Genomic DNA, 25,689 nt, shown 5'->3' with positions numbered 1-25,689 from the left:
CTCCTTTGAGATCAAGGCTGAGATATTCAGACAGGCATGAACTGAGCGGCGGAGCCGCTACCGGACACGAGGGCAGTGGGCAGTGCACGCTTACGTAGCAGGGCCGAGATTGGAACATGCCCCATGATCCGCTCGTTAAGCACCCCACACTCAGCCTTTGACGGCGGTACCTGCCAACGACGCTACGAACGAGCGCTGGAACAGAACAAAAATGATAAGAACAGGCAGAGTGATGAGTGTGCCGTAAGCCATGATCTGCCCCCATACCGGGTTGAGTTGGAAGAAGTACTGCATACCGACACTCGCGGGCCGCATAGACTCCTCCTGGATGACCATGAGCGGCCACAGGTAGGAGTTCCACGCCGGCAGCATCGTGATGATGGCGACTGTGGCGAAGGTCGGACCAGACAGTGGCACGATGATTCGTGAGTAGATCACCCACCAGGACGCGCCATCAACGCGGGCCGCCTCGTCGATCTCCTTGGGGATATCACCAAAGTGCTGGGCGAACAGGAAGATGGAGAGTGCATTGGCAACGAAGGGCAGAATCTGCACCTGATAAGTGTTGAGCATTCCCTGTTTGACAAGAAAACCGTCAACGACCCACTGCAGCGATGGCAACTTGGCGACCCAGTATACGAGCGGCACAGCGATGGTCTCGAAAGGAACCATGAGGGTGGCTAGGACAAGCGAGAGCACAATGTTCTTGCCCCTCCAGCGCATACGCGATATCGCAAATCCGATCATGGAGTTGACAATGAGACCGAGCAATACTATTGCAACGGTCACGATGAGCGAGTTTGTGATAAACCGTACAGCCGGGACCCGCTCGAATACTCCGGAGTAGTTATCCAGTGATAGGTGAACGGTCGGAAGGAACGCCTTAAGGGAGCCGAGATCAGCGAAGATCTGGTGGTCTTCTTTGAAGGATGAGAAGACCATGAACAGCAGCGGGAACACAGCGACGCACGAGGCGAAGACAAGGCCGACGTACGTCAGCACCCTGGACCTTTTCCTGGTGGCGGCGCGGCCACGGCAACGCGGGCTCCTTTCGGGAGCCTCGAGGGCATCGACGGCTGTAGTCGCAGGTACTGCATCGGTCCTAGTTGTCTCAGTGAGCATGTCAGTCCTTCTCCCTGGTGAGCCAGCGCTGGATGAGACTGATGAGCAGGACGGCAATGAAGAATATGAGTGAGATGGAGCTGCCGTACCCCATGTCCTGCTCACGGTAACCCCTGCGCACCGCGTGGTAGACGATTGTCGAGGTGGCATCTTGGGGACCTCCGGATGTCATAACGTCGACCTGGACGAACAGGCCCAGCGCAGCAATCGTGATGGTGACGAGGATGAAGACCATCGTCGAATGCAGCCCCGGCCATGTTATGTAGCGGAAGCGCTGCCAACCGTTGACGCCATCAAGGTCAGCGGCCTCGTAGAGAACCGGGTCAATCATTTGCAGGCCGGAGAGCCAGATGATCATATGGAAACCGACCGCTTGCCAGATAGACAGCACGATAATGGCAGGCATCGCGGTGCCAGGGTGGTTGAGCCAGGCAATGGTGGACCACCCGCCGCCAGTGACGGTGTTGAGCATCGAGTTGAACAGGCCATTGTCCTGATAGAAGAAGCTCCACAGGATGGAGACCACAACCATGGAGGTCACCACGGGCATGAAGATCATTGTCCGGAAAGCAGTGACTCCCTTGACCTTCTGGTTGACAAGAATCGCCAACGCTAGGGCAAGGATGGACTGGAAGGGCACGACAACGAGCGCGAACAAGACAGTATTCACCAGAGACCGGATGAAGGTCGGGTCGTCGGTGAACGCCCGTACGAAGTTCTCCATCCCGATGAACTGCGGAGGGTTGGGGGAGATGAGACGCGTATTCGTGAAGGACAGGATGAAGGTAAGCAGGATCGGAATGCCCATGAAAAGCAGGAGGAGCAGGAGGGCCGGCGAGCTCATGAGCCACGCCGTCCTAGCCTCTCTGCGCAATGCGGCGGTCCTGCCGCGGCGCCTCATGGTACTGGGGGCTGCCATATCTGTTCCCTTCCCGGCGGCGCACTCTTACGCGCACGCCGGATCGGTGCTGGTGGTGTAGGAAGGTGGCGCGGCTGTTGACCGGCCGCACGATCAGGTACTCAGTAGCGCACTTGGCTTACTTGACCTACTTGGCCTTGTAGCCATCGTTCGACTTGATGTCCGCGTTGATGTCCTTGACGGCCTGGTCGAGGGTCGACTTGACATCGGAACCGGAAACGATGTCCCGAGCGGCCTTGTCGAAAGTCGATGAGATGACCTTGTATCCGGGTGTCGCAGGACGCAGGAGGGCGTACTTTTTACCGATCTCGTAAACAGGCTCCAGCGGCTTGCCCTCGCCGTAGTACTTCGTCTTCGGGGTGGCCGACTCGATTGACGGGAAGTTGCCGATGGCGTCGGAGTACTGAACGAGGTACTTGTCCTGCATGAGGAACTCAATGAACTTGTTCGCAGCGTCGGCGTTCTTCGAGGAGGAGGACACACCCCATTGCCAGGAGCCGCCGCCTACGTGAGCACCCGCGCCGAAGTCGACAGGGGGGAGGATGAGAACCTCGTCCTCGCCGAAGGTCTCCTGAGCCTTGAGGACCTTCCATCCGCCGGCATAGACGAGCGGCACCTTGCCTTGAAGGAAGTCCTGGCCGTCCTTGGCCGGGGTCTGAGAGGCGTAGTTGGAGGTGAACAGCGAACGGAACCAGGTGCCCCACTCGACGGCCTTGTCCCCGTTGAGGAAGCCCTCGGCGGTCTCATAGCTCTTGCGGTCGATGAGGTCGCCACCGAAGGACTGGAGCATGGGAGCGTAGGCGTAGGGCCACCACTCGGCGGTGTCCCACACCGACATGTCAATGGCGTAGCTGAAGCCGTCGAGCTTGGAGAGCTTGTCGAGGGCACCCATGAACTCGTCCTTCGTCCACGGCTTGTTGACCGTGGGGATGGTGACACCGGCTTTGTCGAAGGCCGACTTACGTCCGAGGAAGCACAGCGAGGTGTCGTAGGGGCCGACGGAGTAGAGCTTGTTGTTCCAGACGCCTTTAGCGGAGTCGATGATCTTTCCCTGGAGATCCTGCGAGATTGTCAGTGGCGAGAGGTATCCGGCCCAGGCCCAGTTGGACATGATCGGGCCGTCAAGGTCGAGGATGTCGGGCAGATTGCCGGAGACTGCGGCTGAGGCGATGGCATCGTTGTAGGACTCCTGCGGGAAGGACTTCACCGTGACCGGGGTGTTGGGGTTCGCGGCGTTGAAGTCCTTGACCGCGCTGTTGACGACGTCGAGCTCCTCCTTGTTGCCTCCGTTGTGGGTCCAGAGCGTCAGGCCGCCCGTCCCCTTTCCGGACTGAGAGGAGCATGCGGCAAGCGTGGTCAAGGCGGCGGCGCTGGCGCCGAGAAACATACGGCGGGTGGTCATCATGATGGCACTCCTTTGTGTATCAGTGTGAGAGGTGGGGATCTGACTCCACCCATCGGGCGGAGAGCTGGTGGGGCCGACCTCGTGTGCGGCGCCCGAACTACGGCAGCGAGGTGGCGGGAGGCGCCGTGGAGGCTCGCTCGATGAGAGGGCAGGGGAAACGAGTGACGTCCGGGAGCTCGGCTGTACGGCCCGCAGCGAGCTCGCGAGTGAGCCACTCGGCCATCTCCCAGTGCGGCAGGCGCATCGTGGTGAGCCTGGGATCGAGGTTCGTAGAGATGAGCGCGAGGTCGTCAAAGCCGATAACAGAGAGGTCGTTGGGAATGGAGATCCCCAGGCGTACCGCCTGCCGGAAGACGCCGGCCGCCAGGGCGTCGTTGTAGCAGAAGACGGCGGTCGGACGATCAGGCCGGTCGAGGAGACGGCGGGCAGTGGCGTCGACACTATCGGGGTCGAGTCCCCCGGTGACGAGGAGCGACTCGTCCACCGCCAGCCCGGCCTCTCGAAGGCTGTGGCGGTAGGAGTCGGAACGCTCACGCACAGCGATACTCTCGGCGTCGTCGTGCCCAAGGTAGCCGATACGGCGGTGGCCGAGGTCGACGAGGTGGGCAACGGCATCGCTGGCGCCTTGACGCTCATCGGGAACGACACCAGGAACCCCAGGGCGGTCAGCAACGCCGTTGAGCACGACGACATCCTTGATCTGCTCAGGAACCGGAACAACGCGGTGATACATCGAGGCAATGACCACCTGGCCGACGCGCCGGGCGACCATTTCGCGGACTGCCTCCTTGGCGGCAACGCCGTCGCGTCCTGCGTCAGTGAGAAGGACGGACCACCCGAGGCTCTGACTGGTGGACAGAACAGCGTCGATCATGGAGACGGCGTAGGGCGTGGACAGGACACGCTCGCCGATGACCCCGATCGTCCGGGTTCGACCGTTGCGCATGCCACCGGCAATGGCGTCACGAACGTAGCCGAGCTCATCAGCGGCCATACGGACCCGCTCAGCCTTGCGCTCACTCACGCGCCCCTCGAACTTGCCGGAGAGCACGAGGGAGGCCGCAGCCTTGGAGACACCAGCCGCGGCAGCGACATCGGCGAGAGTCGTCATCATCTCCCCTCCCCTCTTCTGGTCGGGAGGCCCGGCATCGGTACCGGACACAGAGAGATCATGACTCAGAACACGCTCATGAGTCAACCGGTTAACCACATTGAGCCAAGTCGATTAATCGATTGATGTTCAAGGTGTTCTTCACCTGAGTCAGGCGACCCTCGCTCACCATGGCGGGCAGACTCGCCGAATCCTGGTCACTATCCTGCCCAGGAACACCGGTCCGAAAGTGCTCCCACTGGCGACAGACAAGTACTTTGACTCGTCCTACAGGCTCTCCGGGCTGCGCAGCCAGGGGGCGTCAGCGGGACGCAGCCCTGCCCAGCCGCGGGAACGTGCCTGAGCCGTGGCCAGGACCCCGAGCACCGTGGACGGGTTGTGCAGGCGGCCGTCCATGACGGCGTCGAGTGCCTTATCCAGTCGGACCCAGGTGGGCACAAACTCGGCCTCCTCGGCCTCGCGGGCAGTGCGCTGGTCCTCGGGCAGCAGGCTCAGGTCCTGGGCGAGGAAGATCCGGGCCCCCTCAGTGGTGAAGCCGGGCGAGGCGTAGAACTCGGCCAGCGTGTTCCAGGTGGCCGCCGCGTAGTCGGTCTCCTCGGCGAGCTCGCGGGCGGCGGCGACGGCGGGGTCCTCCCCCGCCACGTCGAGCAGTCCCGCGGGGATCTCCCACAGGCAGGCGCGCACGGGATGACGGTACTGGCGGATCATGAGGATCTCCGCGGCGCCGTCGGCCTGGGAGGATGCCTCGCCCTCGCGCAGCGCGACGACGGCGACGGCGTCGTGGTGGACGACGACCTGACGGGCCACCTGCTCCTGACCGGGGCCGAGGCGCACCTGGTCGGCGTCGACGGCGAAGATCGGTCCGCTCCAGACCCGCTCGCTGGAGACCAGTTCCCGGCCCGGTTCGCGCGTGTCGGCGAGGCTGTTCTCTATGCCGTCGCTGCTGCGGGTGCTCGTCACCGGATGATCCACGATTGGCTCCTCATTCTCGCTGCCGGCGTCGTCGCTGCTGGGCGCTCGGGCACCACGATGCTACCGCTCGGGACAGGGCGGCTCAGTGCAGGTCGAGGACCGTCTGTCGCAGCTGGGCCGCCAGGTCCTCGAGCCCGGGAAGGAGCCTGGCCGCCGCCTGCGCGCGTTCAGCGGCGCGGGTGCGGGCCTCGGGGTCGCTCAGGAGGGTTCGAAGTGCCTCCGCGATGGTCTGGGCCTGAGGGTCCACGAGGAGGGCTCCTCCTCTGGCGGTCACGGCGGTGCCTCCGACGTCGGTGGCCACGATCGCGGTGCCTGCGCGCAGAGCCTCCTGGATGGTGAGGGGCTGGCCCTCCCACAGGCTGGTCTGGACGACGATGTCAGCGACCTCCATGAGGGCCGGAGCATCGCTTCGCCGCCCCAGGAGGGTGACCGGGAGCTGTTCGGCGGCGATGCGCTCAGCGGCCTGCTCGCGGCCGGGGCCGTCCCCGGCGAGGGCCCAGGTGAAGGCGGTCAGCCGGCCGGCGTCGACCTCGCGGGAGAGGATCGCGGCGGCCTCGAGCAGCAGCGGCAGGCCCTTCTGGGGAGCCAGGCGGGCGACGGTCAGGAGGCGGGCCCCGCTTCGCGGCCAGGCATCCTCCGCCGCGGCCGCGTCGGAGGGGCTCGGTTCGGCGGGCTGCTGCGGTGACACCGCGGGGATGATGGCGACCTCGACGTGTGGGGCGCCAAGATCCTGGGCCCGTTCGGCCAGGTCGGGGCTGACCGCCAGGACGAGGTCGGCGCGCCGGGCGATGAGCCGCTCGAGCCTGTCCCCCACCAAGGTGGTCAGGCGCCCCCCGACGGTGAGGTTGTGAAGGGTGACGACCAGCCGTGTGCGTCCGCGGCGGCGTCGTCCCAGGGCCAGGGCGGCCAGGGCCCCGGCTCGCAGGCCGTGGGCGTGAAGGACGTCGGCGCGCCGGCCCAGGCGACGCAGCCTGGCCACGGACAGGGTGTCGTTGAGGCTGGGGCGTGGGCCGATCTCGAGTGGCTCGGCGCGAGCCGGCTCGATATCCAGTCCGTCAAGGACCGCGGCGGGGGCCTCGACAATGACGTCGTGGCCGTTGGCGGCCAGGAGGCGGGCGCAGTCAGCCAGGTGGGCCCGAACCCCTCCAGCGGCTGATCCACACACCTGGAGGATCCTCCGGCGTCCGACCTGCGGGTCCTGTACGGCACCGGGCTTATTCGTGGCGTCGACGTCGCTCATGGTTGCTCCTTGTCGTCCTTCGTTGTCACCGTCGGCCTGCCGCCACGTACCGATGCCAGGAGGCTGCGGTCAGCCAGGTGGATGACCACCAGGACGAGGGCCACAGCCGCAGCGGCGCCGATCACGGCGGTGATGACGGCCAGGGGCAGGTAGGTGACGCGGGTGGTCGCCTCTCGGACGGCCAGCCCGAGGACGAGGGCCACGGGCAGCCCCGCACCGAGCGAGGTCAGGGTGGAGCGCAGCACGCGGCCCCCCATGATCCGGGCCAGGACGATCAGCAGGCTTACCCCCGCCACCGTCATCCCGATGGTCGTGCCCACTCCCAGGGCCACGAGGGTAGCGCGCCCGTCCCCGCCCGAGGGCGCCATGAGGCGCACGCAGGCGGCACAGGCCACCGCCACGGTCAGCCAGCCGGCCGCGGTGGCGTGAGCGGCGGGCCGAGAGCGGTCGGCGGCGAACAGGACCCGGGTGACCTGGTAGATGAGGGCGTAGCCGATCAGTCCAGGCGCCAGGACGGCCAGCGCCTGGCCCATCCCGTCGACCTGCTTGAAGGAGAAGAAGCGCTCGGCGGCGGCGCTGGCGGCCAGCAGCATGGCGGTTCCGGCCACAGCGACGGCGGTGACCAGGGCCGTGGAGGTAGCCACCAGCCTCGTGGCGTCCTCATCCACACCTGTGCCGCCGGGACTGCCCGCCGACAGCTCGCGGGCCTCGAAGGCGGCGGTCAGGCGGGGGTAGAGGACGGTGGCCACGGGGACGGCCAGCACTGCGTAGGGAAGGACGTAGACGGCTTGCGTGTACTGGTAGACCGCCGCGGTTCCGGTCTGCCCGCCCCAACGGGCCATGGCCAGGACCACCAGGACGCTCACCTGCTGGGCGAGGATCGTCCACACCCCGGCCCCGCCGAGCCGCAGCGCCCGCCGGGCCTGGCCGCCCCCCAGTCGCAGGGTGGGGCGCAGTCCCAGTCCCAGTCGGTGGACCGGCCACAGCAACGGCAGGCTGAGGGCGGCCACCCCGAGGGTCGTCCCCCAGCCCAGCACCTGGAGGGCGAGCCTGGAGGCGGCTGCGTCGTCGCCGCCAGCCAGCACCCCGTAGAGGCCGTAGGTCGCCATGACCACGAGGCTGGAGAGCATCGGTGTCAGCGCTGGCCAGGTGAAGCGGTTGTGAGCCTGGAGGACGCCGGTGAGGACGACGGCCACCCCGTACATGGGCACCTGCAGGGCGAACATGCGCAGGAAGGAGGCGACGAGCTCATGCTGAAGCGTCGGCTCCACGCCCTGGGAGGTGGGGAACAGGGAGGCGATCGGGGCGGCCAGGACGATGAGCCCCAGGGACAGCGGGGTCAGGACCGCCAGGACCAGGCCCAGCAGCCCCGAGGCGGTGGCGGTGACCTCCTCACGCCTGCCCGCGGCGATCGGTGCCGCCAGGAGCGGAACGACGGTGGCGGCCAGAACCCCGCCGACGACGACCTCGTAGAGGGTGTTGGGCAGCTGGTTGGCCGTGGTGTAGGCGCCCGCCACCGTGCCGGTGCCGACGGTGGCGGCCTGGACGAGCCAGCGCAGGAACCCCAGGACACGGGAGACGAGGGTCAAGCCGGCGACGGACCCGGCCGCTGAGAGCAGGCCGCCGCGGCGTTGCTGGGATGCCATCAGGGGCGGCGCCCCAGCCCGTCGAGTGCGGCCAGCACCGGGGTGTCGGAGATGACGCGGGAGAAGGACACCTTCTCGCTGACCAGGATGAGGCTCACCCCGCTCAGGGCGGCTCCGGCGCGCACCACGGCGTGGGGGTGGCAGGCCAAGGCGGTTCCCAGCAGGGCGCCGATGGCATTGGCCCCGGTGTCCCCCAGCATCGTGTTCTCCAGGAGGTCCTCCGGCAGGGCCATGAGGCTGACTCCCAGGGTGCCCGCGGCCAGCATCCGGGTGGGCTCGCCGTCGCGTCCGGGGGTGGCCAGCAGCGGGGTGCTCACGATGCAGGCGGTCTTGAGGGCCCGTCCGGGACGCAGGTCGAGCAGGTTGAGCAGGTTCGCCCAGGCCGCGATGACCACAGCACTGGACACGACGTCAACGGCACTGGACGCTGGCGGACGTGCGCCGGCACCCGAGCTGCGGTGGCGGGCCAGGAGGACACCGCCGACAAGCGCCCCTGAGCCGATGACGGCGATCTTGAGGGCTCCGGTGGTGACGCGCCCGTGGGCGAGGGCGGTGAGGTGACCCTTGAGGCCCTTGGCGGGGGTGTCGCCGTCGTGGGCCCCGGCATCGAGGTCGTCGACCAGGCCGGCGCACCCACCGGCCGCAGACGCGAGGGTGGCGGCGAGTCCTGCCCGCGAGGGTGAGCCCGTCCTGCCCCGCAGGAGCCTGCCGGCCTCGATCCCAGCCGTCACGGCGCCGGCTGCGGCCCCGACGCCTCCGCGCAGGCTCACGGTACGGCCGTGGAAGTTGATGCGCTCCAGTCCCTGGGCGATGGGAGCCAGGCATACGGAGCAGGACAGGGCGGTGCCCGCTGCCTTAATACCCACCCTTGCCAGGTCTCGGGCGTAGGAGCTTACTCGCGTGATCGTGCCAGCCATGGCCTCAGCCTAAGGCAGGGCCAGGACGGATCTCTGCGCCGCCACCCATGACTCGGCCACAGCGCCTGAGCCGCCTGGGTCACCTGAGGACAGGGACTACTTGGTCACTGGCGGCATGACTGCCTCGGCTCCCTTATCGAAGCCGTAGTGGCCAATGGTTCCCGCTCGGGTGGAGGCCAGGGCCAGAGGGGTGGACACGGAGGCGGCGATCTGGCCGACGGAGTCGACAGTGGTCACCTTCGCCTTCTCCGAGCGGATGATGCTGACGACGCCGTCGTCACCGTCGGCTGAGCCAACGACGACTGTGGGCGCCCGGCCGGCCGTCCCCTCCAACGCCTTGGCCCAGGCCTTGGGGTCCTGCCCCGGTGTGGCCTCGACCGTCGCCCCATTGCCGGAGGAGGCCTGCGGGCGCGGCCCGACGACGACGATCATCTCGGCAGGGGCGGTGGGTGTGGAGTCCACGGAGACGAAGGGCGTGCCGGACTTGTCCGCTGTCACCGACAGCATGTCCATGAGGACTCGGGAGGAGTCGTCGTTGGCGGTCAGGGCCTTGGCCAGTGCCTCCCCCAGAATGCCGTTGGCGTCCTTGGAGGTGGTGCTGTCCAGGTGCCCCTGGACCTGTCCGGAGAAGGTGGAGCGGTAGTTCTCCCGGGACAGGTCCACCCAGGTGCTGGTCAGACTCACCCGGCCGGTGACGGTGGCACCTGCGTTCTTGAGCTGGGTGGTGATGGCGTCGGCGTCCTCGGCCTTGGCCTCGGGCAGGAGCACCATGGCCACATTCTTGGAGGCCAGGGTCCCGGGCAGGAGGCCGCTGGCGGCCTGAGTGATGTAGGAGTCCCGCTCGTTGACGGCCGTCTCCGTCTGCTCGAGCTTGGTCTGGGTGGCGTTGCGGTTCTCTCGCAGGGCGGTGACCTGATCGTTGAGCGCGGTTCCCAGGGAGTTCTGCAGGGGGCCGGCTCCCAGGACGACCCCGACGGCGAGGGCCAGGAACACGGAGATGAGCGATACCAGGTGATAGCGGAAGTCGATCATGGTTGAAGACCTTGAAGATGACCGTGAGAGGCGCTGCCTCTCAGATGGGCGGGGGTCGTTAGACGGTGGGTGAGTTCGGGGCAAGGCCCACCAGTGAGCGGAAGAAGTTGACGACGTCGTCCCACACGGCACCGGACAGGCCCAGGAAGGTCTGTCCACCGGGCGTGGACATCAGGGCGATGGCCAGGGCGAAGGTGCCCGCCAGGGCCAGGAACAGTAGCCACCACCCCGAGATGCGAGTGCGGTAGAGCTGGGAGACGCCCTTGGCGTCGATGAGTCGGCCACCGACCTTGAGCCGGGTCAGGAAGGTCGAGGACATGCCGGCGCGCCCCTTGTCGAGGAATTCCAGCAGGGTGGCGTGCGTCCCCAGGGCCACGATGATCTCGGCACCGGCCTCATCGGCCATGAGCATGGCGATGTCCTCACTGGTACCGGTGGCCGCGAAGACATGGTGCTCGACCCCGAGCTCCTCGACATGGGCCAGGCCCGGGGCGCGTCCGTCACGGTAGGCGTGGACGACGATCTCGGCGCCGCAGGTCAGTGCCTTGTCGGACACGGAGTCCATGTCGCCCACGATCATGGTCGGTTTGAAGCCTGCGTCCAGGACGGCGTCGGCGCCTCCGTCGACGCCGATGATGACGGGCTTGTACTCGCGGATGTAGGGCCTGAGCGCCTGCAGGTCCTCCTTGTAGGAGTAACCGCGCACGACCACCAGGACGTGCTTGCCACTCATCTGCGTGGTCAGTGAGGGCATGCCGACGCCGTTGAGGAGTAGGTCCCACTCTCCGCGCATGTACTCCATGGTGTTGGCGGCGAAGGCCTCCAGCTGGACGGACAGGCCCTTCTGAGCCTCCTCCATGGCCTCGGCAACGGTCTGCTTGGTCTGGACCGCTCCTTCGGCGATGATCTGCTCCTTGCCCTCAACCCGCACCGAGCCGTCCTCGACAGTGACGTGCTGACCGTCATGCAGGCGCATGATGTCGGGGCCCAGGTCGTCCACGAGCGGGATTCCCGCGTCAAGGAGGATTCCGGGGCCGAGGTTCGGGTAGCGCCCGGAGATGGACGGGGAGGCGTTGAGAACCGCTAAGGCACCGCACTCCACCAGAGCCTCGGCGGCCACCCGATCGAGGTCGGTGTGGTCGATGATGGCAATTTCCCCGGGCTGGAGACGCTTGGTGAGCTTCTTCGTGCGCGCGTCGACGCGTACGACACCGCTGGGATGCTCGGAGACGGACGCAGACTTCCTGCGGAAGGGATTCCTCACGGCTCGGATTGTCCCACGACTGCTTCCTGGAGAAGCTCAGCGGCGTGCCGGAGCGCTGCCTGGGAGTCCTCGTGCCCGGAGAGCATCCGGGCCAGCTCTCGTTCTCTCTCCTGGCCTTCGACGACGAAGACCTGTGTACGGGTGCGTCCTGGCTGGGACTTTCTCACATTCCTTGCGGACGTCTCTGCGGAGCTGGGACGGGCTTCAGCATCGGTGACCGTCTCCTTGCGCACCACGAGGTGGGTGTCGGCCCAGGCCGCCACCTGCGCCAGGTGGGTGACGACGATGACCTGGTGGTGTCGCGCCAGACGGGCCAGCCTCCTGCCGATCTCCCGGGCGGCCCGGCCTCCCACCCCGGCGTCGATCTCGTCGAAGACGAGGGTGCGGGTGTGGGTGGAGGGGCGCGCTAAGGCCGCGGCGTCGGCGAGCACCACCTCCAGGGCGAGCATGATGCGGGACAGCTCACCTCCCGATGCCCCCTTGCCCAGGGGCAGGCCGGGTGCGCCGGGGTGTGAGACGAGGGTGAGGGCGACGCTCTCCAGGCCGGTGGGCCCGGGCTCATCGAGCCGGTCCAGCTTGACGACGAGTCGGGCACCCTTCATCTCCAGGCCCTCCAGCTCTGCGGTGACGGCCTGCTCAAGACGCTCGCCGAGCTGCTGACGGGCCTGGCTCAGCTCGGCACCAACACCGGCCAGCTCCTCGTCAGCAGCAGCCAGGCGCTCGGCCAGGACGGTGGCGGTGTCCTGGGGCCCGTCGAGCTCGGCCAGACGCGCGGCCGCCCGCTCGCCCCAGGCCAGGAGGGCATCGACGTCGTCGAGCTGCTCCTGGGGTCCGCCGATCTCCCGGCAGGCGCGGGCGAGCTCTCCGCGGCGGTCCTGGACCTGGGCGAGGCGAGCCGGGTCGGCGCTCAGCGCGGACAGGTACCCGCCCAGCTCGGCGGCGATGTCGGCTGCGTCGATGCCCAGGCGCTGGGTGCGCGCGGCCAGCTCAGCCAGGGCGGGGTCCCGGTCGGACTCGGCACTCAGGCTGCGGTGCGCGTAGGCGATGAGGGAGACGACATCGGGCGCCTGCCCGGTGGCGGACTCCTCCCCGCTGAGGGCAGTGCGGGCTCCGGTGGCGGCTCTGCGCAGGTCCTCGGCGTGGTCGAGTCTCTCGGCCTCCGCCGTCAGCTCCCGGTCCTCACCGCTGCGGGGGTCGACCTCCTCCAGGGCCTCGAGCCAGGTGCGCAGCTGGGCCACCTCGACGGCTCGGGCCTGAGCCGATGCCTGCCAGTCCTGGAGCTCCTGGTCGGCCTGTCGGCGCGTCTGGTAGGCCTGGGCGTAGCGGCGGCACAGGGCGGCGTGGTCCTGGCCGCCCAGTGAGTCCAGGGCAGCGCGTTGGGCCGCGGTCGAGCGCAGCCGCAGCTGGTCGGCCTGGCCGTGGACGGAGACCAGCCTGCCGCCCACCTCACTGAGGACCGAGGCCGGTACGGAGCGCCCTCCCAGGTAGGCGCGGGAGCGTCCGGAGGCGGGGACCGTGCGAGAGGCCAGGAGGAGGTCGTCGTCGAGATCGCCGCCGGCCTCGACGACGCGGGCGGCGACGCGCGAGTCCGGGTCAACCAGGAAGGCGCCCTCAACCAGGCTGCGCTCGGCACCGGTGCGCACGATGGTGGTCTCAGCCCGCTGCCCCAGCAGCAGCCCGAGCGAGGTGAGCACCATCGTCTTACCGGCGCCGGTCTCACCGGTCAGGGCGGTCAGGCCGCGGCTGAGGGGAAGATCGGCCTCCTCGATGACACCGAGGTCCTCGATGTGCAAAGACTCGATCACGCTGTCCCTCCCGAGGAGTCCGGCCGGCTCCCGCCGTCGGTGCTCGTGTCAGCGGAGGTGTCCATTGGCTGGTGCAGCGCGTCCTCCTCGGGTGAGTAGGCCTCATCGGCGCTGCTGGAGGCCCGCCAGCCCTCCACGGGCAGGTCGAACTTGCGCACCAGGCGGCTGGCGAAGGGGGCCTGGTTGAAACGTGCCAGGCGTACCGGACGCGCCGCTCGGGTGACCCGGATCCTGGCGCCGACCGGCACGTCCAGGCTGCGTCTGCCATCGCACCAGATCTCGGCACCTCCGAAGCCCACCCGCTGGACGACGACCTCCATGCAGGAGTTGGGGCCCAGGACCAGGGGGCGGGTGAACAGGGCGTGCGCAGCCACGGGCACCAGGAGGAGCGCCTCGACCTCGGGCCAGATGACGGGGCCACCACAGGAGAAGGCGTAGGCGGTCGAGCCGGTGGGGGTGGACATGATGAGGCCGTCGCAGCCGAAGGAGGAGACGGCCTGGCCGTCCACGCCGATGGCGACCTCGATCATGCGGGCGCGGTCGCGCTTCTCCAGGGCCGCCTCGTTGAGTGCCCAGTCGCGCGTGACCGTCCCGTCAGGACAGATGACCTCCACGTCCAGGGTGGTGCGGGTCTCGACCGTGTAGCGGCCGGCGACCAGATCCGCGACGACCTGCTCGATGCCGTCGGGGTCGGCCTCGGCCAGGAAGCCAACGTGGCCGGTGTTGATGCCTACCAGGGGGATGTCGCGTTCGCGGGCGATCTCGAAGGCTCGCAGGATCGTGCCGTCGCCGCCGAGCACCAGGACGAGGTCGACGTGATCGGTGCAGTCCGGGCCGACTGGCTCAACTCCTCGGGCGCGCAGCGCCTCCGAGGCCCGGGCCACGGCGCTGGCCGTGGGAGCACTGGGCCTGGGGACGGGGACGGGCTTGTCGTTGAGCTCGCGCTGCAGCAGCATGACACGCGAGATCCTCCGGCCCTGCTGCGCCGTTCCCGGCTGCTGCGAAGACCGGTGGAGAGCGGCTGTGTCGGCCGGGGCGACCGGCCGCGCCGCAGCACTGGTGTCTGAAGGGCTCAGCTTGCTCATGGGCGGGTCCTTGTTCTGCGTCGTCGCGTACCGCCCGCCGCGGGGCCGGCGGCGACGGCGTCCTCGATGCTGGAGCGCAGCTCGTCCCCGCTCAGGTCCCCGGGGCAACCGGCGCGGGAGGCGTGCATGCTCAGGAAGTACTCAACGTTACCGGCGGGCCCCGGCAGAGGGGAGGCGGTCACGGCCTCGACTCCCACACCCAGAGCATGGGCCCGCTCGGCCACCGTCATGACGGTGTCCACATGGAGCTCTGGGTCGCGCACCACTCCCCCGTGCCCGACCCGGTCCTTGCCCACCTCGAACTGGGGCTTGACCATGAGCAGGAGGTCGGCGTCGTCGGCCGCGGCGCGCAGCAGCGGTGCGAGGACCAGGGTCAGGGAGATGAAGGACAGGTCGCCCACGACCAGCTCCGGGGCGGGGGCGACGACCTCGGGATCCAGTGTGCGGATGTTGGTACGGTCCAGGGCGGTGACGCGGGGGTCGGAGCGCAGCGACCATGCCAGCTGGCCGTAGCCGACGTCGACGGCCACGACGTGCTCAGCACCGCGGCGCAGGAGGACGTCGGTGAAGCCGCCGGTCGAGGCGCCGGCGTCCAGGCAGCGACGTCCCTCGACGCGGGGTGCCAGGCCGCGGCGGCCCAGCGCATCCAGCGCGCCGGCGAGCTTGTGGGCACCGCGGGAGACGTAGTCGTCTGCTGAGGGCACCAGGATCTCGATGGCCTGGGCCGGGTTGACCTGACGGGCGGGCTTGGTGACGACCTCGCCGTCGAGGGTAACGTGACCGTCGGCGATGAGCGTGGCGGCGTGGGTGCGGGAGCGGGCCAGCCCGCGGCGCACGAGCTCTGAGTCGATGCGGATGAGCCTGGCCATATCAGCCTTCCGCCTTGTGCAGGACGGAGGCGAGGTCCTCGTGAATGGCGGCCAGGGCGGCTGCGCGCTCCTCCAGGGGCATCTGAGCGATCTGGGCGAGCTCGTCGGTGTGGTCATGGAGCCTTTGGGCCGCCGTCAGGGCGACGTCGGCACGCGGAGGCGCAGGCACCGGCGGCCGAGGAGCAGGCCGGAGCGCGGAGTCCGACGTTGCGGGCTTCTCCTCCCCGACGTCGGTTCTCGCCTCGTTGCCGCTCATACCTGACTCCCATCGACATTGTTCGCGCTGCTGCTGCGGGCTCCTCTATTCCTCCGGTAGCAGTCTCACTGCCCCCGGCCGGGGTCTCAGGGCTCGATCACCTCGATCTGGGGCACCTCCAGCGCTGCGGCCTCACCTTGGTGGCCCTGGGCGTCGGCCCAGTCCCAGGCAGCCACGGCCAGCGCCCGGTAGGAGTCCAGGTCGATACGCACCGCACTACCGTCCGGAGAGGTCACAGCGCCGGTGTCCTGGAGCTCGAGCCCGGAGCCGAGGACTCGGGCGCTACGGTTTCCGACCCGCCACCACACCTGGCCGTCGAGCTCAACTCGCGCCGGCTCGGGGTGGGGCTCGGTCAGGCCACGCAGGTCGGTGTGAAGGAAGCTGGGACGCTCGGTTGCCGGCGCGCAGATGACGTCCCTCGCGTCGGAGACGCCGGTGAGGACGTGCAGCCCGGGGATCCCGGCGGCTCGTGCCCCGACGTGGTCGGTGTTGAGCCGGTCGCCGACAGCCAGGGGCCTGGTCCCACCGGCCCGCTTGAGGGCGCGCGTGTAGATACCGGGGAAGGGCTTGCCCCCGGCCAGGGGCTCCTTGCCCGACGCATGGACGACGGCGGCCACGAGACTGCCGTTGCCCAGGGCGAAGCCCCTCTCGGTGGGCAGGGTCGCATCGAGGTTGGTGGCCACGTGGAGGGCCCCGGCATTGATGGCGTAGACGCCTTCAGACAGCAGCGCCCAGTCCACCGCCGGGTCCCAGCCCTGGACGACGGCCACGGGCCCGTCCTGCGCACTGCTGGTTACCTGGAAGCCCTCGTCGAGGAGGGCCTGGCGAACGCCGTCGCCGCCGAGGACGAGCACCATGGAGCCCGGTTCAACGTGCTCAGTGAGCATGGCGGCCGCATCCATAGCGGCGCTGAAGACCTCAGACGCCTTTGCAGTGATGTCGTTGGCCGCCAGCTTGTCCACAACCGTCTGAGGAGCCCGTGAGGCGTTGTTGGTGACGAAGGACAGGTGCATTCCGGCCTTGCGGGCGGCGTTGACGTTGTCGGCCGCGTGGGGAACTCGGGCCTCGCCGGCGAAGCAGACGCCGTCGAGGTCCAGCAGGGCGACGTCGTAGGCCGCGTACAGGGGCTGCTCGCTGCCGATCAGGGTGGCGGGGGCTGCGGTATCAGTGGCCTGCGACATGGTCATCGGGACTCCTCAGAGGATTTGGCGGAAGGCGTCGACGTGTCCTGCGCGTCCTGGAGCAGCTCGGCCATCTCGGCCTCGACGCGCTCGGCGAAGGACTGCGACCACTGAGCGTCCTCGTCCCGGTCCACAGGCTCGTCGTGCTCCTCGATGTCCAGTGAGGCCTCGTCCTGAGCCGGCTCTCCAGGAGCCTGTGAGGTCTCGGTCGTCTCGCTCACCGACTCGTCATTCGTGTCACCATCAGAATCGGTGGCGGACTGAGTGCCGGAACTCTCCGAGGTGCTCTCTTCGGGGGTCTCGGAGTCGTAGTCGTCCTCGATGTCGAAGACCTCGACCTCGTCCTCCTCCACCGGCTCTGGACCGATCCGGTCACGGATGGCCTCAGCCTCCCGGTTGCGTCCGAGCTCTTCGAGCCGGTCGGCACGCACCGAGTGCAGGCGTCTGAGGGTGTCACTGTCGGAGGGACGCGCCCTGATGGCATCCTCGATGATGAGCAGGCCAAGATCGGTCTGGCCCATGTCGTGGCGAAGACTGGAGACGACCATGGCCAACTCGGCCCGTTCGATCTCGTCGAGCTGGCGCGGGTCTGCCGCTTGAGCGGCTTGGAGGGCCTTGTCGAGGTTACCCAGTGCACGCTCGCAGTCGACCTCGATGGCCCGGTGCAGGTCAAGACCGGACAGGCGCCTGGCGGCGCGAATCTCTCGGAGCGCCTCGCTGTAGTGGCCGGCGAGATATGCCGCGATTCCTGCCGTCTCCCGGACGACGGCGACACGGCCCGCGTGGGAGGCGGCGTAGCGCGCGTGCTCGTAGGCGGCTTGAGGATCGTCGTTGAGGAGGCGCTGGACCATGACCAGGTGCCGGGCGACGTTCTCAGCGTTGGCACGCCCCAGGGCGCGCAGCTCGGCCCTGGCGCCGCGTTCAAGATCTGCAGGCTCGACGTTGTCCGGAACCGTGGGCTCGGGGACGCGCTGACGCTGCGGTGGACGACCACTCCGGTCATCACGCCTGCCACGCGAGTCCTTCCGTCCGGAGCGGTCGTTGACACGCCCAGGCCTGCGACCATGACGGCCGCCGCGCCTATCACCGTTCTCACCATCACGACGCCGTTCGTCACGCCAGTCGTCGCGGCGCCGGCGATCATTGTGCGAAGAGTGCTCCCCGCGGCTCGACCGCTCGGAACGTCCCCGCGAGCCGTAGGAGTCATCGTCCCGTCCCGGGCGTCCGCTGCGGCGAGAGTGAGCGTCTTCCCCTGCGGAACGGTGACGCGCTCCGAAGCCGTGACGCTCGCCATTGTGGCGACGCCGACCTGTCTCGCCGTGGTCCGAGCCGTGCTGACGGTCCTGATACGCCATGGTCCTTCTTTCACTCCGGGACTGCCGTCAGTTCCCCCGCTGTCCTTGAATACCTGGGAGGAGCCTACCTGGACCAAGGTGCTCAGGCGTAACGGGACTCGGCGACACGTGGTGTGGTGCACGCTGATTGGTGCTGCATACTGACGGTCACCAGCGGCAGGCGGACAGTAAGCAGTATCGGGTCGGTTCCCACGCGCGTTGTGGGAACCGACCCGATACCGGTGGTTTGTGCTCGGTGGTGTCCTACTCTCCCGCACCCTGGCGGGTGCAGTACCATCGGCGCTGTCAGGCTTAGCTTCCGGGTTCGGGATGGGGCCGGGCGTTTCCCTGTCGCTGTGACCACCGAGACGACTACGTGGGCAGTGCGCGGCCGTCGTCTCTGGTACGAGTCTATTCGGTTGTCCGTGTGACTGCCTACCCCAAACACACGCATGCGTGTGTGGTTGGTGGTGCGGGTTGGGTGTGGACCGTATAGTGGACGCTTCGCTTTACTGTGGTTGCTCACCCCCGCCAGGGTTTAACCACTGGCGTGTTGGGGTGTTGTTGTTTGTGTCGGCCTATTAGTACCAGTCAGCTCACAGACCGTTGCCGGTCTTCCACTCCTGGCCTATCAACCCAGTAGTCTGCTGGGGGCCTACCAAAAAGGACAAGTCCTTCTTGTGGAGACCTTATCTTGAAGATGGTTTCCCGCTTAGATGCTTTCAGCGGTTACCCTTCCCGAACGTAGCCAACCAGCCGTGCCCCGGGCGGGACAACTGGCACACCAGAGGTTCGTCCGTCCCGGTCCTCTCGTACTAGGGACAGGCCTTCTCAAGTCTCCTGCGCGCGCAGAGGATAGGGACCGAACTGTCTCACGACGTTCTAAACCCAGCTCGCGTACCGCTTTAATGGGCGAACAGCCCAACCCTTGGGACCTGCTCCAGCCCCAGGATGCGACGAGCCGACATCGAGGTGCCAAACCATGCCGTCGATATGGACTCTTGGGCAGGATCAGCCTGTTATCCCCGGGGTACCTTTTATCCGTTGAGCGACGACCCACCCACACGGGATCGCCGGATCACTAGTTCCTACTTTCGTACCTGCTCGACCCGTCGGTCTCACAGTCAAGCTCCCTTGTGCACTTGCACTCAACACCTGGTTGCCGACCAGGCTGAGGGAACCTTTGAGCGCCTCCGTTACACTTTAGGAGGCAACCGCCCCAGTTAAACTACCCACCAGGCACTGTCCCTAACCCGGATCACGGGCCCAGGTTCAGGCGCACGCCATAACCAGAGTGGTATTTCAAGGACGACTCCACCGCCACTGGCGTAACGGCTTCACAGTCTCCCACCTATCCTGCACAAGCTATAGCGGGCGCCAATACCAAGCTGTAGTAAAGGTCCCGGGGTCTTTCCGTCCTTCTGCGCGAAACGAGCATCTTTACTCGTACTGCAATTTCGCCGAGCTCATGGTTGAGACAGCGGGGAAGTCGTTACGCCATTCGTGCAGGTCGGAACTTACCCGACAAGGAATTTCGCTACCTTAGGATGGTTATAGTTACCACCGCCGTTTACTGGGGCTTAAATTCACCACTTCACCCCCGAGGGGGTTGATGGTTCCTCTTAACCTTCCAGCACCGGGCAGGCGTCAGTCCGTATACATCGCCTTACGGCTTCGCACGGACCTGTGTTTTTAGTAAACAGTCGCTTCCCCCTGGCCTCTGCGACCCTCCCCCCTAGCCCGCAAATGGGGCTTCAGGGATCAGGCCCCCCTTCTCCCGAAGTTACGGGGGCATTTTGCCGAGTTCCTTAACCATGATTCACTCGTGCGCCTAGGCATACTCTGCCCGACCACCTGTGTCGGTTTAGGGTACGGGCGGCTGGCACCATCGCGTCGAGGCTTTTCTCGGCACCCCAGGATCACCCTGTTATCCCCCACCAACGTGAGGTCACCATCACGCCTCACCCCCGTCATCAAAGACAGTCCCCCGGATTTACCTGGGAGACGGGCTGCGCGCTTGAACGGACCAAGCCATCAGGTCCGCCGGGCTACCACTGTGCGTCACCCCTGTTAACACGCTTGCCTACCTGCACGGAGGATCCCCAGACCCCACCACCACAACCACACCGTCAGGCGAACCTGACACATGCGGCCTATATGGTGGTTGGGCGTGGGTTAGCACCCGCGCGTCAGCATGGGCGGTGCTTCGCCGGTACGGGAATATCAACCCGTCATCCATCGACTACGCCTGTCGGCCTCGCCTTAGGTCCCGACTCACCCAGGGCGGACTAGCCTGGCCCTGGAACCCTTGGTCATTCGGCGCTAGGGCTTCTCACCCTAGTATCGCTACTCATGCCTGCATTCTCACTCCCGCACCGTCCACCAGCAGTCACCCACAGGCTTCCCCCGGTGCAGGACGCTCCCCTACCACCCACAACCCCTGCCACCACCCGGGCAAGCCGGACGGTGAAGGGAACCATGTCATGGGTCCGCGGCTTCGGCGGTGTGCTTGAGCCCCGCTACATTGTCGGCGCACGATCACTTGACCAGTGAGCTATTACGCACTCTTTCAAGGATGGCTGCTTCTAAGCCAACCTCCTGGTTGTCTGCGCGACCGCACATCCTTTCCCACTTAGCACACGCTTAGGGGCCTTAGCCGGCGATCTGGGCTGTTTCCCTCTCGACCACGGAGCTTATCCCCCGCGGTCTCACTGCCACGCTAGACCCGACGGCATTCGGAGTTTGGTTGACGTCAGTAACCCTGTGGGGCCCATCAGCCACCCAGTAGCTCTACCTCCGCCGGGCAACACGCGACGCTGCACCTAAATGCATTTCGGGGAGAACCAGCTATCACGGAGTTTGATTGGCCTTTCACCCCTACCCACAGCTCATCCCCCCAGTTTTCAACCTAGGTGGGTTCGGTCCTCCACACGCTCTTACACGTGCTTCAACCTGGCCATGGGTAGATCACCCCGCTTCGGGTCCAGAACGCGCCACTACAAACGCCCTATTCGGACTCGCTCTCGCTACGGCTACCCCACACGGGTTAACCTCGCGACACGCCACTGACTCGCAGGCTCATTCTTCAAAAGGCACGCCACCACCCCCACACACAAGGTGCGGAAGGCTCTGACGGCTTGTAAGCGCCCGGTTTCAGGTACTATTTCACTCCCCTCCCGGGGTACTTTTCACCATTCCCTCACGGTACTATCCACTATCGGTCATCAGGAGGTATTCAGGCAGCCAAGTGGTCTTGGCAGATTCACACAGGATTCCACGAGCCCCGTGCTACTCGGGCAATACTGTCCCAGACACGCACCAACCAGTTCCGCCTACGGGGTATCACCCACTACGCCACGCCTTCCCAGACGATTCAGCTACCGGCCAGCACACGCGCCCCCTCTCCGGCAGAAGAGGACAGGACAGCCCCACAACCCCGCACACGCAACCCCTGCCGAGTATCACACGCACACGGTTTAACCATCATCCGCTTTCGCTCGCCACTACTCACGGAATATCTTCTCCTACGGGTACTGAGATGTTTCACTTCCCCGCGTCACCCCCCACACCCTATACAATTCAGATGCAGGTGACACGACATAACTCGTGCCGGGTCCCCCCATTCGGAAACCCTCGGATCACAGCCCGCCAGCCGGCTCCCCGAGGAATATCGCAGGCCACCACGTCCTTCATCGGCCCCTGATGCCAAGGCATCCACCGAACGCTCAAAAAAACAAACAACAAAGACACACGAACAAAACAAGAAACAATTTTGTCGCAGAAATCTTACAGTAAGATGCTCGCGTCCACTATACAGTTCACAACCAACCCACCCACACCCACCCACAACCCCCAACAAATCAGGAGCCCCAGACGGGTCAGGCAACCAGGGCGCACTGCCCCAGAACCCCGACAGCATGCCACCCCCACACACCAACGCACGCGGGGGCACCCACCACCACCCAACAGGGCAGCAGCGGGCGTGTCTCTCATGCCAGCACCAGACAAACCAACCACCCCGCACACCAGTGCACGACAGTCGGCTGCCCGGCCCTTCCGCAAGGGCAGACCCCCCAGCCGGCCCAGACCCATTCAACGATCCAGACAACACACGGCCAGGAAGCCACCCCCGCAATCAATCCTTAGAAAGGAGGTGATCCAGCCGCACCTTCCGGTACGGCTACCTTGTTACGACTTCGTCCCAATCACCAGCCCCACCTTCGACCGCTCCCCGTAGGGCCACGGGCTTCGGGTGTTGCCGACTTTCATGACGTGACGGGCGGTGTGTACAAGGCCCGAGAACGTATTCACCGCAGCGTTGCTGATCTGCGATTACTAGCGACTCCAACTTCACGGTGTCGAGTTGCAGACACCGATCCGAACTGAGACCGGCTTTAAGGGATTCGCTCCACCTCACGGTATCGCAGCCCTCTGTACCGGCCATTGTAGCATGCGTGAAGCCCAAGACATAAGGGGCATGATGATTTGACGTCATCCCCACCTTCCTCCGAGTTGACCCCGGCAGTCTCCCGCGAGTCCCCACCACAACGTGCTGGCAACACGGGACAAGGGTTGCGCTCGTTGCGGGACTTAACCCAACATCTCACGACACGAGCTGACGACAACCATGCACCACCTGTGAACCGGCCCCACAAGGAGGAAACCCCGTCTCCGGAGCCGACCGGCACATGTCAAGCCTTGGTAAGGTTCTTCGCGTTGCATCGAATTAATCCGCATGCTCCGCCGCTTGTGCGGGCCCCCGTCAATTCCTTTGAGTTTTAGCCTTGCGGCCGTACTCCCCAGGCGGGGCACTTAATGCGTTAGCTACGGCGCGGAAGACCCGGAAAAGGCCCCCCACACCTAGTGCCCAACGTTTACGGCGTGGACTACCAGGGTATCTAATCCTGTTCGCTCCCCACGCTTTCGCTCCTCAGCGTCAGTAACGGCCCAGAGACCCGCCTTCGCCACCGGTGTTCTTCCTGATATCTGCGCATTCCACCGCTACACCAGGAGTTCCAGTCTCCCCTACCGCACTCAAGCCGGCCCGTACCCACCGCAAGCCCCCAGTTAAGCCAGAGGATTTCACGACAGACGCGACCAGCCGCCTACGAGCTCTTTACGCCCAATAATTCCGGACAACGCTCGCGCCCTACGTATTACCGCGGCTGCTGGCACGTAGTTAGCCGGCGCTTCTTATCCAGCTACCGTCAACCCACCCACAACGAGGCGGGCCTGCTTCACTGGCGAAAGAGGTTCACAACCCGAAGGCCTCCATCCCTCACGCGGCGTCGCTGCATCAGGCTTGCGCCCATTGTGCAATATTCCCCACTGCTGCCTCCCGTAGGAGTCTGGGCCGTGTCTCAGTCCCAGTGTGACCGTCCACCCTCTCAGGCCGGCTACCCGTCACCGCCTTGGTAGGCCATCACCCCACCAACAAGCTGATAGGCCGCGAGCCCATCCCCCACCAAAAACACCCAAAGGCGCATCTTTCCCAGACCCGTCATGCGACAGACCCAGAATATCCCGTATTAGCCACACTTTCATGCGGTTATCCAGAAGAAGGGGGCAGGTTACTCACGTGTTACTCACCCGTTCGCCACTCATCCAGAACCAGCAAGCTGGTCCCTTCACCGTTCGACTTGCATGTGTTAAGCACGCCGCCAGCGTTCGTCCTGAGCCAGGATCAAACTCTCCAAACAAAACCAACAAAACCAGGCCCCAACCAACCACAAACAAATAGCCAGCCAGAGCCCAACGTCAGTACAACAGTCCAGAAAACCAGACCAGGCCCAACCCAACCCCCACAACAAAAGAAATGAGGACCAGGCAAACCAAAACAAAACAAACCCCAAAAACCACACAAACAAGCGCAGCCCCCAGGGCCATGGCATAAAAAACATGACACACTATCGAGTTCTCAAACAACACACCCACCGAGAACTTGTCGTAAGGCATTTTGCCTTTCGCTTCGCTCTCAGAAGCGCCTGAGAAACTTTAGCGAGCCGGATTTTCTGAGTCAAACGAATGGGCGGTGACCCTCGTCTCTCTTCGGCTCTCTTCAGTTCTCAGTCCCCGGCCGGTCTGAGGAAATTCATCCTCCCCGTTTCGGGCCGGAGAGAACATTACGCACCGACCACCAACCCGTCAAACTGATGAGCGGTGACGGTGCCCACAAGGCGCCGTCACCGCTCAACAGCTGTGTTTGCAAAGCGAGGATTTCCCCTCGAGAGAAGCCTAAGCCGCACGTCCGACGGCTAGGTTCCGCCGTCCCTTGCGCACCAGCACCACTCCCCCGGCGAGCAGATGCTCGGGACCGATGACCGCGGTCTCGTCGGCCACCTTGACGTTGTTGATGTAGGCCCCGCCTCCGGCAATGGTTTTGCGGGCCGCATTGCGCCCGCGCTCCAGCCCCGTGCCCACAAGCAGGTCCACGATCGTGGTCTGTCCGACTGTCACGTCACCGGAGGCGAGATCAGCCGTAGCCGCCAGGATCGTCGCCTCATCGATGTCGGCGAGGTCGCCGCGGCCCCACAGTGCGGAGGTCGCCGCTTCGGCCTGGGCAGTCGCGCCGGCTCCGTGGACCCACGTGCAGACTTCGTGCGCCAGAACCCGCTGCGCCTCACGTGCCTTCGGGTTCTCGGCCGTCACCGCCTCCAGGCGCTCAATCTCCTCGCGCTCCAGGAAGGTGAAGACCTTGAGGAAGCGCACAACGTCGGCGTCGTCGACCTGGAGCCAGAACTGGTAGAAGCCGTAGGGGCTGAGCATCTCGGGGTTGAGCCAGATCGCCCCGCCCTCGGACTTACCGAACTTGGTGCCGTCGGCCTTGGTGATGAGGGGGTTGGTCATGACGTGGACCGAGGCGCCCTCGACCTTGTGGATGAGGTCCATCCCGCCCACGAGGTTGCCCCACTGGTCGTTGCCGCCGACCTCCAGGGTGCAGCCGTAGCGTCGGTAGAGCTCGAGGTAGTCGTTGGCCTGGAGGACCTGGTAGCTGAACTCTGTGTAGGAGATGCCCTCCTCGCTGGCCAGGCGCCGGGCGACGATGTCCTTGGAGAGCATGGTGCCCATGCGGAAGTGCTTGCCCAGGTCCCGCAGGAAGTCAATGGCGCTCATCGCCTGGGTCCAGTCCAGGTTGTTGACGATCTGCGCCGGGTTGTCCCCGCTGAAGTCGAGAAGGTTCTCGAGCTGTTCCTGCAGGCTGGCCGCCCAGCCGGCAACGACGTCCTTGGTGTTGAGGCTGCGCTCCCCCTTGGCGCGCGGGTCGCCGATGAGGCCGGTCGCCCCACCCACCAGCGCCAGCGGACGGTGCCCGGCCAACTGAAGATGGCGCATGACCTTGACGGCTACGAGGTGCCCGTGGTGAAGGCTCGGCGCCGTGGGGTCGAACCCGCAATAGAAGGTGACGGCCCCGTCGCTGAGCGCCGCTCGCAGCGCGTCAATGTCGGTGTGCTGGGCGATGAGCCCGCGCCACTGCAGTTCGTCCAGGATGTCCGTCACTGTCCAGTCGCCTTCCGTGGGTTGTCGTGCTTGC

At 66.0% G+C, this 25,689-nt stretch carries 18 protein-coding genes and 3 rRNA genes; 1 reads left to right on the top strand and 20 read right to left on the bottom strand.

Going from position 1 to position 25,689, the window contains the following annotated elements; genetic code table 11:
• Nucleotides 1-150: 150 nt before the first annotated feature.
• Nucleotides 151-1,122, bottom strand: a complete 972-nt coding sequence (locus AXE84_RS10070; RefSeq protein WP_060957781.1) for a carbohydrate ABC transporter permease — start codon at nucleotides 1,120-1,122, stop codon at nucleotides 151-153.
• A 1-nt stretch (nucleotide 1,123) separates the two neighbouring features.
• Nucleotides 1,124-1,966, bottom strand: a complete 843-nt coding sequence (locus tag AXE84_RS10065) for a carbohydrate ABC transporter permease (protein WP_020991458.1) — start codon at nucleotides 1,964-1,966, stop codon at nucleotides 1,124-1,126.
• Between AXE84_RS10065 and AXE84_RS13325 the strand changes: the two genes are divergently transcribed.
• A complete protein-coding gene (locus tag AXE84_RS13325; RefSeq protein ID WP_232211259.1) occupies nucleotides 1,965-2,102 on the top strand; it encodes a hypothetical protein in 138 nt (45 codons plus the stop codon). The genes AXE84_RS10065 and AXE84_RS13325 overlap by 2 nt on opposite strands.
• A 66-nt stretch (nucleotides 2,103-2,168) precedes the next feature.
• On the opposite strand, the gene AXE84_RS10060 is transcribed toward AXE84_RS13325, so the two are convergent.
• The 18 genes from AXE84_RS10060 to tyrS all read right to left on the bottom strand — a co-directional run bounded on the left by AXE84_RS10060 (nucleotide 2,169) and on the right by tyrS (nucleotide 25,655).
• Nucleotides 2,169-3,443 (bottom strand): extracellular solute-binding protein, encoded by a 1,275-nt coding sequence (locus AXE84_RS10060; protein WP_236750051.1) that lies wholly within the window; start codon nucleotides 3,441-3,443, stop codon nucleotides 2,169-2,171.
• Nucleotides 3,444-3,543: 100 nt separating this feature from the next.
• The gene (locus AXE84_RS10055; protein WP_040321047.1) at nucleotides 3,544-4,557 is read right to left on the bottom strand and encodes a LacI family DNA-binding transcriptional regulator; all 1,014 of its coding nucleotides are present in this window, start codon (nucleotides 4,555-4,557) and stop codon (nucleotides 3,544-3,546) included.
• A 267-nt stretch (nucleotides 4,558-4,824) separates the two neighbouring features.
• The gene (locus tag AXE84_RS10050) at nucleotides 4,825-5,529 is read right to left on the bottom strand and encodes an NUDIX domain-containing protein (protein ID WP_060957779.1); all 705 of its coding nucleotides are present in this window, start codon (nucleotides 5,527-5,529) and stop codon (nucleotides 4,825-4,827) included.
• 82 nt (nucleotides 5,530-5,611) lie between these two features.
• Nucleotides 5,612-6,769, bottom strand: a complete 1,158-nt coding sequence (locus AXE84_RS10045; protein WP_060957778.1) for a glycosyltransferase family 4 protein — start codon at nucleotides 6,767-6,769, stop codon at nucleotides 5,612-5,614.
• On the bottom strand, nucleotides 6,766-8,415 hold the full coding sequence (murJ, locus tag AXE84_RS10040) for a murein biosynthesis integral membrane protein MurJ (RefSeq protein ID WP_060957777.1): 1,650 nt from the start codon (nucleotides 8,413-8,415) through the stop codon (nucleotides 6,766-6,768). Before murJ ends, AXE84_RS10045 begins: the two co-directional genes overlap by 4 nt.
• Nucleotides 8,415-9,332 carry a hypothetical protein gene (locus AXE84_RS10035; RefSeq protein ID WP_060957776.1) on the bottom strand — a complete coding sequence of 306 codons (918 nt, stop codon included), beginning with the start codon at nucleotides 9,330-9,332 and terminating at the stop codon, nucleotides 8,415-8,417. The genes murJ and AXE84_RS10035 overlap by 1 nt, the downstream gene beginning before the upstream one ends.
• Before the next feature lie 96 nt (nucleotides 9,333-9,428).
• Entirely contained in the window at nucleotides 9,429-10,364 is a 936-nt protein-coding gene (locus tag AXE84_RS10030) for a copper transporter (protein ID WP_060957775.1), read from the bottom strand.
• A 58-nt stretch (nucleotides 10,365-10,422) separates the two neighbouring features.
• A complete protein-coding gene (steA, locus tag AXE84_RS10025) occupies nucleotides 10,423-11,628 on the bottom strand; it encodes a putative cytokinetic ring protein SteA (RefSeq protein ID WP_060957774.1) in 1,206 nt (401 codons plus the stop codon).
• Nucleotides 11,625-13,433, bottom strand: a complete 1,809-nt coding sequence (gene recN, locus AXE84_RS10020; RefSeq protein WP_060957773.1) for a DNA repair protein RecN — start codon at nucleotides 13,431-13,433, stop codon at nucleotides 11,625-11,627. The genes steA and recN overlap by 4 nt, the downstream gene beginning before the upstream one ends.
• Nucleotides 13,430-14,389, bottom strand: a complete 960-nt coding sequence (locus AXE84_RS10015; protein WP_060957772.1) for an NAD kinase — start codon at nucleotides 14,387-14,389, stop codon at nucleotides 13,430-13,432. Before AXE84_RS10015 ends, recN begins: the two co-directional genes overlap by 4 nt.
• A 125-nt stretch (nucleotides 14,390-14,514) precedes the next feature.
• Nucleotides 14,515-15,387 carry a TlyA family RNA methyltransferase gene (locus tag AXE84_RS10010; RefSeq protein WP_060957771.1) on the bottom strand — a complete coding sequence of 291 codons (873 nt, stop codon included), beginning with the start codon at nucleotides 15,385-15,387 and terminating at the stop codon, nucleotides 14,515-14,517.
• 1 nt (nucleotide 15,388) lies between these two features.
• Entirely contained in the window at nucleotides 15,389-15,643 is a 255-nt protein-coding gene (locus tag AXE84_RS10005; RefSeq protein ID WP_060957770.1) for a hypothetical protein, read from the bottom strand.
• 86 nt (nucleotides 15,644-15,729) lie between these two features.
• The gene (locus AXE84_RS10000; protein ID WP_081093146.1) at nucleotides 15,730-16,830 is read right to left on the bottom strand and encodes an HAD-IIA family hydrolase; all 1,101 of its coding nucleotides are present in this window, start codon (nucleotides 16,828-16,830) and stop codon (nucleotides 15,730-15,732) included.
• The gene (locus AXE84_RS09995; RefSeq protein ID WP_060957769.1) at nucleotides 16,827-17,675 is read right to left on the bottom strand and encodes a hypothetical protein; all 849 of its coding nucleotides are present in this window, start codon (nucleotides 17,673-17,675) and stop codon (nucleotides 16,827-16,829) included. Before AXE84_RS09995 ends, AXE84_RS10000 begins: the two co-directional genes overlap by 4 nt.
• Nucleotides 17,676-18,409: 734 nt before the next feature.
• Nucleotides 18,410-18,526: ribosomal RNA gene (rrf, locus tag AXE84_RS09985) — 5S ribosomal RNA — on the bottom strand.
• A 192-nt stretch (nucleotides 18,527-18,718) separates the two neighbouring features.
• Nucleotides 18,719-21,901, bottom strand: a 23S ribosomal RNA gene (locus AXE84_RS09980).
• 403 nt (nucleotides 21,902-22,304) lie between these two features.
• Nucleotides 22,305-23,857 (bottom strand): 16S ribosomal RNA (locus AXE84_RS09975).
• The 16S, 23S and 5S rRNA genes sit together here, the layout of an rRNA operon.
• 535 nt (nucleotides 23,858-24,392) lie before the next feature.
• Entirely contained in the window at nucleotides 24,393-25,655 is a 1,263-nt protein-coding gene (gene tyrS, locus AXE84_RS09970; RefSeq protein WP_060957767.1) for a tyrosine--tRNA ligase, read from the bottom strand.
• Nucleotides 25,656-25,689 lie beyond the last annotated feature (34 nt).

The organism is Actinomyces oris (genome assembly GCF_001553935.1).
GTDB lineage: Bacteria > Actinomycetota > Actinomycetes > Actinomycetales > Actinomycetaceae > Actinomyces > Actinomyces oris_A.
The sequence above is the reverse complement of the archived record's forward strand: the minus strand, read 5'-3'. Positions and strand labels throughout refer to the sequence as shown.

Excerpts from the sequence above, each read along its gene's own strand:
- AXE84_RS10005 (WP_060957770.1), bottom strand. The coding sequence starts at position 15,643 with ATGAGCGGCAACGAGGCGAGAACCGACGTCGGGGAGGAGAAGCCCGCA.
- AXE84_RS10010 (WP_060957771.1), bottom strand. The coding sequence starts at position 15,387 with ATGGCCAGGCTCATCCGCATCGACTCAGAGCTCGTGCGCCGCGGGCTG.
- murJ (WP_060957777.1), bottom strand. The coding sequence starts at position 8,415 with ATGGCATCCCAGCAACGCCGCGGCGGCCTGCTCTCAGCGGCCGGGTCC.
- AXE84_RS09995 (WP_060957769.1), bottom strand. The coding sequence starts at position 17,675 with ATGGTCCAGCGCCTCCTCAACGACGATCCTCAAGCCGCCTACGAGCAC.
- AXE84_RS10065 (WP_020991458.1), bottom strand. The coding sequence starts at position 1,966 with ATGAGCTCGCCGGCCCTCCTGCTCCTCCTGCTTTTCATGGGCATTCCG.
- AXE84_RS10035 (WP_060957776.1), bottom strand. The coding sequence starts at position 9,332 with ATGGCTGGCACGATCACGCGAGTAAGCTCCTACGCCCGAGACCTGGCA.
- AXE84_RS10060 (WP_236750051.1), bottom strand. The coding sequence starts at position 3,443 with ATGACCACCCGCCGTATGTTTCTCGGCGCCAGCGCCGCCGCCTTGACC.
- AXE84_RS10045 (WP_060957778.1), bottom strand. The coding sequence starts at position 6,769 with ATGAGCGACGTCGACGCCACGAATAAGCCCGGTGCCGTACAGGACCCG.
- AXE84_RS10070 (WP_060957781.1), bottom strand. The coding sequence starts at position 1,122 with ATGCTCACTGAGACAACTAGGACCGATGCAGTACCTGCGACTACAGCC.
- AXE84_RS10030 (WP_060957775.1), bottom strand. The coding sequence starts at position 10,364 with ATGATCGACTTCCGCTATCACCTGGTATCGCTCATCTCCGTGTTCCTG.
- AXE84_RS13325 (WP_232211259.1), top strand. The coding sequence starts at position 1,965 with ATGAGCCACGCCGTCCTAGCCTCTCTGCGCAATGCGGCGGTCCTGCCG.
- AXE84_RS10015 (WP_060957772.1), bottom strand. The coding sequence starts at position 14,389 with ATGCTGCTGCAGCGCGAGCTCAACGACAAGCCCGTCCCCGTCCCCAGG.
- AXE84_RS10000 (WP_081093146.1), bottom strand. The coding sequence starts at position 16,830 with ATGACCATGTCGCAGGCCACTGATACCGCAGCCCCCGCCACCCTGATC.
- AXE84_RS10055 (WP_040321047.1), bottom strand. The coding sequence starts at position 4,557 with ATGACGACTCTCGCCGATGTCGCTGCCGCGGCTGGTGTCTCCAAGGCT.